This is a genomic window from Streptomyces sp. NPDC047022 (assembly GCF_040644155.1).
Lineage (GTDB): Bacteria > Actinomycetota > Actinomycetes > Streptomycetales > Streptomycetaceae > Streptomyces.
Genome location: NZ_JBEYVV010000014.1, coordinates 21,096 through 29,148, shown reverse-complemented (window position 1 = coordinate 29,148; position 8,053 = coordinate 21,096). Strand labels below are relative to the sequence as shown.

Here is an 8,053-nt window from a genome sequence, read left to right as displayed (position 1 = left end):
ACCGGCGCCTCGGGCCCGGCGACGACCGCCTCCGCCTCTTCCTCTTCGACCTCCGCCGGCTCGGCGGAGGGTGCGCTCGGCGCGGCTTCGGACGCCGCCGACGGCGGGCCCGCGGGGCGCGACGCCGCACGGCGCCGACGGCGCGGCGGCAGGGTGTCGCTGGGGGTGTTGTTGTGTTCGGAACCCTCGGTGGGTTCGGTCGGTTCGAGCATGCGGGCGTATCTCCCGTCAGGCTCCCGGGCGCCGCGCCTGGTCCGGCATCACCGGTGACGTCCGCGGCTCGCGCGATGCGCGGTGCCGCCGTCCGGGGCGCGGGCGCCGCTCGGGAGCTCTCTGTGTCCTGTCTCGCCGGTTCCGTACGCCTTGTCGCTTACGGCCTGGCGAAAGTCTTCTGGTCGGTGCGCTGCCCGACCCAGGTGGCTCCCGAGTACCAGGGCTGCGCTTCGACGCCCGTCCTTACGCGGAACCTTCCGGCATCGCCGCCGCCGCGGTGGCAGTCGTGGCGGCCGTGGTCGGCTCGGTCACTGCTGCCTCGCGGTCGGGCGCGAGCGGGTCGGTCACCGTGCCGGTCTCTTCATCGAACAGCCCCTGCGCCAGCCTGGTCACCGCTGCGGGGACCGGCGGCGCCAGGTCGGCCACGGCGCGGAGACCGGACAGGACGTCGTCGGGTCGTACGGCAGGCGTCACGTGCCGAACAACCAGCCGCAGTATCGCACAGGGCTGGCCGGTCGGCGCATCATGGTTCGCGACGTGAGCCGCCGCAGCGGTCTCAAGGCTCGCGACGGCGGAACGGGCGTCGAAGGTGCGGACGCCGTTCTTGGTCATGCGCTGGACCTCGACGGCCTCGGCCGCGTTGAACGCCTCGACCGCGCGCCGGGCGTCCGCCGGGTCCACGCCGTCCAGGCGCAGCTCCCACACGGAGGCCGTCAGCCGGTCGGCCAGCCCGGATGTGCGGGCCTCGACGGCGTCGACGATGTCGAGCCCGCCGGGCAGCGACTCGTCGAGAAGTTCGCGCAGCGTGCCCGGGTCGCGCGCCTCGGTGAGGGCGATCTCCAGGTACTCCGCCTCACTGCCCGTGCCGGTGGGTGCGGCATTGGCGTACGACACCTTCGGGTGCGGCGTGAACCCCGCCGAGTACGCCATCGGCACCTCGGCACGGCGCAGCGCACGCTCGAAGGCGCGCTGGAAGTCACGATGGCTGGTGAACCGGAGGCGGCCGCGCTTGGTGTAGCGCAGTCGGATGCGCTGCACCGCGGGTGCGGGCGGCGGGCCTTCGGGCTGTCGCTTGCCCAGTGTCGTTCATCCTTCGGTGAGAGCGGTCCTACTCATATCCGGATACCTCGGCACCTGGATGCTCGGTACCCGGGATACCCAGTACCTAGATTACGTGCCTCACCGGTCATAGGTTCCCGCCGCCTGCCTCCGCCCCCTCCCGGACGCCGTCGGCCGCGGGGCCGGGCGCCGGGCACCGGCCGGTACGACCAGAGCCGGGCGGACACGGACCACGCCGGCATGTACGCGGGGCGCTACCGGCACCCGGCCTCCGCCGAGCGCGCGGGTATCGCGGCGAACCCGCAGGCCGCGGGAGACCGTTCGCCGCCAGTCCCGCCCAAGTCCCCCCACATCGCCCTTTGTCACCTGCTTGTAGCGAATCCGCCATGTGGAATCCCGTTGATTCCAGGCACACTTTGCGTGTCGCAATCCGGCCACCAAGAGGATGATCCACGCATGATTACGCTCAAGAAGGAAGACGGCCCGGCGGATCTGGACGGTGTCACCCATCTGTCCATCGGCGTGTCCTGGGACCCCACCGCCGGGACCAGCGGCGGCGTGATGGGGGTGCTCCGCCGCAAGGCCGGCACGGATCTCGACCTGATTGCCGTCGCCATGCAGGGCATGGACCCGGTGCGCCTTGCGGGCCTCGACTCGCTCGACCCCATGGGCAACGGCTCCCTGGTGCACAGCGGTGACAACCAGACCGGCCGCGGGGACGGCGACGACGAGACGGTGACGGTCGAGTTCGCGCGGATACCGCCCCACATCACCTCCATCGTGTTCGTCGCCGCGGCCTTCAAGAAGGGGAGTTCGTTCCAGAAGGCGCGCAACATCAGCTTCAAGGTGTACGACGCGACAGGGGGCAGCTCCCAGCAGGTCGCCGACATCTGGCCGAGCCTGCTCACCCAGGACAACGGCTGTGCGGTGGCCAAGGCTCTGCGGGTAGGAAACACCTGGAAGCTCGAGGTGATCAATGTGACCGGGAAGATCAAGCAGGGCGACGAGCACGCTCTGATGCGCTTCGCGATCAGCAAGTAGCCGGTAGCCGGCAGAGGGACACCCCTGGGCCGCCTCCGAACCCCGTTGGCGGCCCTGGGTAGAGATACTCATGACGTCCGCCGTGACCCCGGGGGATCATCGGCCCATGACGAAGATCAGATCGACGGCGGTCCGCCGTTCCATGCTGCCGCTGGCAGCGCTCGCCGTGCTGGCGGGCTGCGGAACGCAGCGGGCGGGGGGCGACGCGGGCGCGGCCGGGCCTTCGCGGGCCGGGTCGACGACGACGGTGCCGAGCGTTCCGACGGACTTCCCGTGCCCCGGCGAGAGCTCCTCCCCGGCGGCACCGACCACCGCGGGCGGCTCGGCCCCCGCCTCGCCGCCCACGGACCACTACGCGGAGAACCACGGCTTCAGGGTTCCCTTCCCGCTGCACGGCCAGAAGCGCTGCGACGGGCTGGCGGCGTCCGCGCGTATCACCAAGGCTCTCGAACCGCTGCGCGAGCGCGGCGACTTCGAGGCGGCGAGCACGCTCGCCGCGCTCACCCGCCTCGGCTACCCGGCCGGGAAGGTGGAGTCGTACCAGAATCCGACCGGGGTCGACTTCCTCATCGACGCCTCCTCGATGTGTCTGGAGGGCACGCTGAACCGCGACTCCGTCAAGGCGGACGCCTTCGGCGGCTATCCCGACCACTCCGGCTGCGACGTTCCCTCCGGGGGCCACTGACCCGCGGCCGGCCAAGCCCCTTGGCTACCGGGCAGGCGCGGCGCCACCATCCGGCGTTCCGTCCGCCTGCCCGTCCGACGCGAGCCGCGCGACCGCGTCGGGCAGGGCGACCTCATGCCCCTTCGCGCACTGGACCACGGCGGTGAGCGGGCTTCCGCAGTCGGCGTGGACGAGTTCGACGCCGCCCTCGCCGCCCAGCCGGGCCCCCCATTCCATCAGGGCGACGAACACGGGGAACAGCGACCGGCCCAGATCGGTGAGGGCGTATGCGTACCTGGTGCGCTGACGCGGTTCCCGGTACGGATGCCGTTGCAGCAGGCCGGCGTCGACCAGGCGCTTGAGGCGCTGGGACGTGACGGCCTCGGTGAGGCCCGTGCGCCGCGCCAGTTCCTCGAAGCGCCGTCCGCCGTAGTAGATCTCGCGCATCAGGATCATCGCCGACCGGGTGCCGACCAGTTCCAGGGCGTGCTCCATATGGCACCAGCCCTCCGCATCCCATGCGTCACGGTCCGAGAAACGACCCGTGCGCGCGATGACGGCGGCCTCGGCACCGGGTTCCGACGTGCCCGTCAGCTCCGACTCAGTCGACTTCGGCATGCCCTTCACGCCCCTCACATCCCACCTGGCTAGGCATATACATAGTCAGCGTGCTAGCGTCTAACTATGGTTTCCACTAGTCAGCCTAACACCCGGGCCGGAGGCCGCCCCGCGCCCGCTTCTTCGGACAGATCGCCGGGCACGCAGGAGGGCAGGCGGCGCTGGTGGGCCCTCCTCGTCCTCTGCCTCGGCGTGATGATGACCTTCGTCAATGTGTCGTCCACGATCTCGGCGCTGCCGTCGATCCAGGACGATCTGCATGTGTCCGCGAGCACCGTGGTCTGGGTGAGCAGCGCCTTCAGCCTCGCCGTGGTCAGCCTCGTGCTGTCCGCGGGCACCCTCGGCGACCTCCTCGGGCGGCGCCGGATGTTCCTGGTGGGCGTGCTCCTGTTCGCGCTCGGCAGCGGGCTCGCCTTCCTGGCCCACAGCGCGGACCTCGTCATCGCGGCCCAGGCCCTCATGGGCGTCGGCGCGGCGGCCGTACTGCCGTCGAGTCTGGCGATCGTGAGCCACACCTTCACCGACCCCCAGGAGCGGACCGGCGCGATCAGTGTCTGGGCCAGCTGCGCGGGCCTCGGGCTCGCGGTCGGACCGCTGGTCGCGGGCGTACTGCTGGACCAGGTCTCCTGGCACGCGGTCTATCTGACCAACCTGGTCATCGGGGTGCTCGCCCTCGTCCTCACCCCGGTGTTCGTGTCCGAGAGCAAGCATCCGGCGCGCCGGTTCGACCCCGCGGGCATGGTGCTCGGCACCCTCGCGGTCGCGTCGGCGACGTACGCCATCATCCAGGGCGGCGCCACGGGCTACGGCCGCCCCCCGATCATCGCCGCCTACGTGGTCTTCGCCGTCTCGCTGGCTGCCTTCGTACGGGTCGAACTCCGCCACCACGATCCCATGCTGGAGCTGCGGCTGTTCAGGAGCGCCTCGTTCACCGCCGTGATGAGCATCGGCGCCGTCACGATGTTCGGCTTCGTCGGCATCTCGCTGCTCACCGTGCTGTACCTGGAGCGGATCGTCCATGCGAGCGCCCTGGACACCGGGGTGAAGCTCCTGCCGATGTTCGCGACCTACATAGTCGTCAGCGCCCTCGCCGCGCGCCTGGTGCGCCGGTTCGGCGTCGCCCTCACGCTCACCGCGGGGCTGATCCTCATGGGCGCGGGTGCCCTGGCCCTGCTGGCGGCCGGGCCGTTCAGCGGCTACGGGGCGCTGTGGCCGGGGCTGTTCGTGGCCGGTGCGGGTTCCGCGCTGCTGGTGGCGCCCTCCACCGCCGCGGCCGTCAACAGCGTGCCCCCGCTCCAGGCCGGTATGGCCGCCGCGTCGGTCAACATGTTCCGCCAGCTCGGCAGCGTCCTCGGGCCCAGCATCCTCGGCACCCTGGTGACGACACGGTTCCCGGAGTACCTGCGCGAGCGGCTCACCACGGCCGGGATCCCGGCGGGCGGCGCCGACGAGATCGTCTCCGGGGTCACGCACGGGGGCACGAGCCGTCCCCCGGCCGCACTGGCGCACGCCGTGTCCGTCGCCGTCCCCCGCGCGTTCACCGACGCCATCCATCTGGGCTGGCTCGTCGCCGGAATCGTGCTGCTCGCCCTGGCCGTCCCGACTGCGCTCCTGCTCGGCCGTCGGCGCCCCGCCGCGTGACCGCGAGCCCGGTGACCGCCCCGGCACCAGGGTCTTTCGTTCGGGTCGGGCCGGATCAGGGAGCGGGGCCCGATCCGAACGAAAGACCCTGGTCGCCGAGCCAGTTGCCGTGGAAGCCGAACGGCACCCTGGTCGGCAGGTGCACGGTGGCGACCGGATCGGCCCCCAGATCGTCGGCGTCCAGGATGACCAGGTCACTGCGGTCGGTGGTGGCGTCATGGACGTAGGTGATCAGCCAGCCGGGGCCACCGGACCTGTCGTCGGCCGGGGCGAAGGCGGCCTCACCGGGGGTCCGGTGCGGGCCGAAGTCATGGGCGGTCGTGGCCCCGGTGGCGAGGTCGTAGCGCACGAGCGAGTGACCACAGGTCACATGCCCGTACGCGGAGACGAGTCCGGTCTGCCGGTCGTCCACACGCGGGAACTCGGCGGACCGGTCGTCGCGCTGCTCCTCGCGGACCGTGCCGGTGGCCGGGTCGATGGTCCAGGTCCACAGGACGGCGTCCTTGGGCGCGCTGACGCCCTCGTCGGTGTGCCGCCAGATCTCCGCGTACCGCATGACGTGGATGACGATGGTGCCGTCCGGGGCGTCGTAGGCGTTGAGGACGTGGAAGACGTAGCAGGGGTCGATGCCGAACCAGCGCACCGCGCCGTGCGGGTCGTCGCGGCGCAGTACTCCCAGCCGGGCCCCGTACGCGTCGTCCCAGCGGTAGGGCATGGTCTTGGCGGCCACGGCCATGTCGGGGTCGAGCACGACGGGCAGGTCCATGAAGACGACATGCCCGGCGGTGAGCGCGAAGTCGTGCAGCATGGTCGGTCCGGGGACCTCGATGGGCCTGCTGAGCACCAGTTCGCCGTCGGCGTCGGCCCGGTGGTAGGTGAGGTGGTCGGCCTCCATGATCCCGTAGCCGAAGAAGTGGAGTTCTCCGGTGGTGGGGCAGGCCTTGGGGTGGGCGGTCATGGCCGTGTGCAGCCTGCCGCCGAAGTCGTGGGGACCCTTGGTGTCCAGGTCGCGGGTGAGTTCGTAGGGCAGGGCCGTCTCGACCAGGGCGAGGGTGCGGCCGGCGTGCCGAATGACGTGGGTGTTGGCCGGGCCCGCCGTGAGGTCGCGCCGCCCCTGCTGGTCGTACATCCGCGCGCCGTCGGTGAAGCCGGCGGTACGGACCCAGCGGTTGCGGTACGAGACCGCGCGCCCGCCCTCCAGCCTCACTCCGTGGACCATTCCGTCGCCGAAGAACCAGTGCCCGGAGGCGGCGTCGGCCGGGTTGGGGCCGTTGCGCAGGTACCAGCCGGCCAGTGCGGGCGGGACGGTTCCGGTCACCGGCAGGACGTGGGCCGTGAGTTCTTCGCCGACCGGGGCGTAGTTCCCCGCGAGGTGACGGGGGATCACCGGACCACCCGCCCGGCCTTGGCCTGGACGTGGGCGACGTAGCGGACGGTGAAGACCATCGGGACGGCGAACCCGGCGATCTGGACGAGGGTCGCGACGGTGGAGTGGCCCTGTCCGCCGTGGGCAAGCAGGGCGAGGGCGCCCGCGGTCACGACGAAGGCGGCGGTCCATACGGCGGTGATGACGACGTTGGTGCGGATGAACGGCTTGAGGTTCCAGACCTCGGGCGGGGTGGTGCGCTTGGCGATGCCCAGGGTGAACGGCTTGCCCATGGCCAGTGAGACACCGGCGATGACCGCGAGGGTGCCCGAGGAGAGGGCCGCGGAGTAGTCGTGCACGCCCGAGTCGGGATTCTTGAACGCGATGACGGCCAGGACGGCGAAGAAGGCCGCCGAACCGAGTTCGATGATCAGCGCGTCGAATCCGGTGCCGGCCCGTACCTGCTGGGCGATGAGCCCTACGGAGACCACCAGTGCGGCCAGCGCCGCCCACTGCCAGTTCCCCGAGGGGAGCACGGCGAAGACGATCCACGGCAGGAACGTACGCAGGTAGGACATTGATCTCTCCATTTCGGAGTCCCCATTGTTGACATGTCAAAACTAGAAGGTCTAGTTGCGACATGTCAATACTGGAATGTAGGGATCCGAAGCGCCGCAGGTCAGCCCGCCCGAGGCGCGACGAAGACAGGAGGCCTGGAGCGCGGCTCGAATCATCCCCCGCACCGTGGGCAATACCCCCTGGATGGCCTGGAGTTCGAGGCAGGAGGCAAGCAGCCGGGTCGGCGGAGGCAGGGCGTCGGCCGCATCGCGGGCCATGGCCCAGGGCAGATGGGCCACGTCCGCCGGAGGCGGTCGCCACCGAAGGGGCTCATTCGCCGGAATTCCCGCTTCAGCCCTCCTCGTCGGCGTCCGCGGGTTGGGCGGCGGCCTGCACGAGGTTCTGCTCCAGGCGTTCCAGGGTGCGCAGGGCCACGGTGCGCTCGTCGTCGGTCATTCCCGCTGTCGAGATGTCCTCGAGCTGGGTCCAGATCTGCTCGACCTGACGGCGCAGGGCGTGGCTGGCCACGGTCGGTTCGATGAGCGAGGCGCGCTTGTCCGTGGGCGAGGGGCGGCGCCGGACGAAGCCCGCCTGTTCCAGGCGGCGGACGGTGCGGGTCATGGTGGCGGCGTCGGAGTCCATCAGTCGCACCAGGTCGGCCTGCCGCTGGGCGCCGAGTTCCCACAGGTGCATCATGACCAGCTCCTGTCCCGGATGCAGGCCGATACGGCGCAGCAGTTGTCCCGCGAACATGCGGTGCAGGCGGGCCAGGCGGAAGATCGCGTGACTGACCGGCCCCCCGCCGGCCGCGGCCGGCAGCGGGACGGTGGCCTCCTCCCCCGTCGCGACGGGTCCCGCCCAGGCGTCCGGTGTGGACTGCGTCATCTCTCACT

Annotated in this window: 9 protein-coding genes; 3 read left to right on the top strand and 6 right to left on the bottom strand. The window is 71.1% G+C overall.

Annotation, left to right across the window (positions count from 1 at the left end):
* Together ABZ845_RS16975 and ABZ845_RS16970 are read right to left on the bottom strand one after the other, a co-directional pair.
* Positions 1 to 212, bottom strand: a 212-nt coding sequence (locus ABZ845_RS16975) for a hypothetical protein (protein ID WP_360979579.1), incomplete at its 3' end; no start/stop codon positions are given.
* A 244-nt stretch (positions 213 to 456) separates the two neighbouring features.
* The gene (locus ABZ845_RS16970; protein WP_360979576.1) at positions 457 to 1,251 is read right to left on the bottom strand and encodes a TIGR03936 family radical SAM-associated protein; all 795 of its coding nucleotides are present in this window, start codon (positions 1,249 to 1,251) and stop codon (positions 457 to 459) included.
* A 477-nt stretch (positions 1,252 to 1,728) separates the two neighbouring features.
* Here ABZ845_RS16970 and ABZ845_RS16965 point away from each other — a divergent pair, with 477 nt between their 5' ends.
* A complete protein-coding gene (locus ABZ845_RS16965) occupies positions 1,729 to 2,313 on the top strand; it encodes a TerD family protein (protein ID WP_360979573.1) in 585 nt (194 codons plus the stop codon).
* Between the two features lie 106 nt (positions 2,314 to 2,419).
* A complete protein-coding gene (locus ABZ845_RS16960) occupies positions 2,420 to 2,998 on the top strand; it encodes a hypothetical protein (protein ID WP_360979570.1) in 579 nt (192 codons plus the stop codon).
* Positions 2,999 to 3,022: 24 nt separating this feature from the next.
* On the opposite strand, the gene ABZ845_RS16955 is transcribed toward ABZ845_RS16960, so the two are convergent.
* Positions 3,023 to 3,595, bottom strand: a complete 573-nt coding sequence (locus ABZ845_RS16955) for a helix-turn-helix domain-containing protein (RefSeq protein WP_360979567.1) — start codon at positions 3,593 to 3,595, stop codon at positions 3,023 to 3,025.
* Between the two features lie 66 nt (positions 3,596 to 3,661).
* Between ABZ845_RS16955 and ABZ845_RS16950 the strand changes: the two genes are divergently transcribed.
* Positions 3,662 to 5,236: an MFS transporter gene (locus ABZ845_RS16950; RefSeq protein ID WP_360979564.1), complete on the top strand. Its 1,575-nt coding sequence runs from the start codon at positions 3,662 to 3,664 to the stop codon at positions 5,234 to 5,236.
* 55 nt (positions 5,237 to 5,291) lie between these two features.
* Here ABZ845_RS16950 and ABZ845_RS16945 read toward each other — a convergent pair whose 3' ends face one another.
* The 3 genes from ABZ845_RS16945 to ABZ845_RS16935 form a co-directional block, all read right to left on the bottom strand.
* Positions 5,292 to 6,623: a carotenoid oxygenase family protein gene (locus ABZ845_RS16945; protein ID WP_360979561.1), complete on the bottom strand. Its 1,332-nt coding sequence runs from the start codon at positions 6,621 to 6,623 to the stop codon at positions 5,292 to 5,294.
* The gene (locus tag ABZ845_RS16940; protein WP_360979558.1) at positions 6,620 to 7,180 is read right to left on the bottom strand and encodes a hypothetical protein; all 561 of its coding nucleotides are present in this window, start codon (positions 7,178 to 7,180) and stop codon (positions 6,620 to 6,622) included. The genes ABZ845_RS16945 and ABZ845_RS16940 overlap by 4 nt, the downstream gene beginning before the upstream one ends.
* A gap of 331 nt (positions 7,181 to 7,511) precedes the next feature.
* On the bottom strand, positions 7,512 to 8,045 hold the full coding sequence (locus tag ABZ845_RS16935) for a MarR family transcriptional regulator (protein WP_360979555.1): 534 nt from the start codon (positions 8,043 to 8,045) through the stop codon (positions 7,512 to 7,514).
* Positions 8,046 to 8,053: the final 8 nt, after the last annotated feature.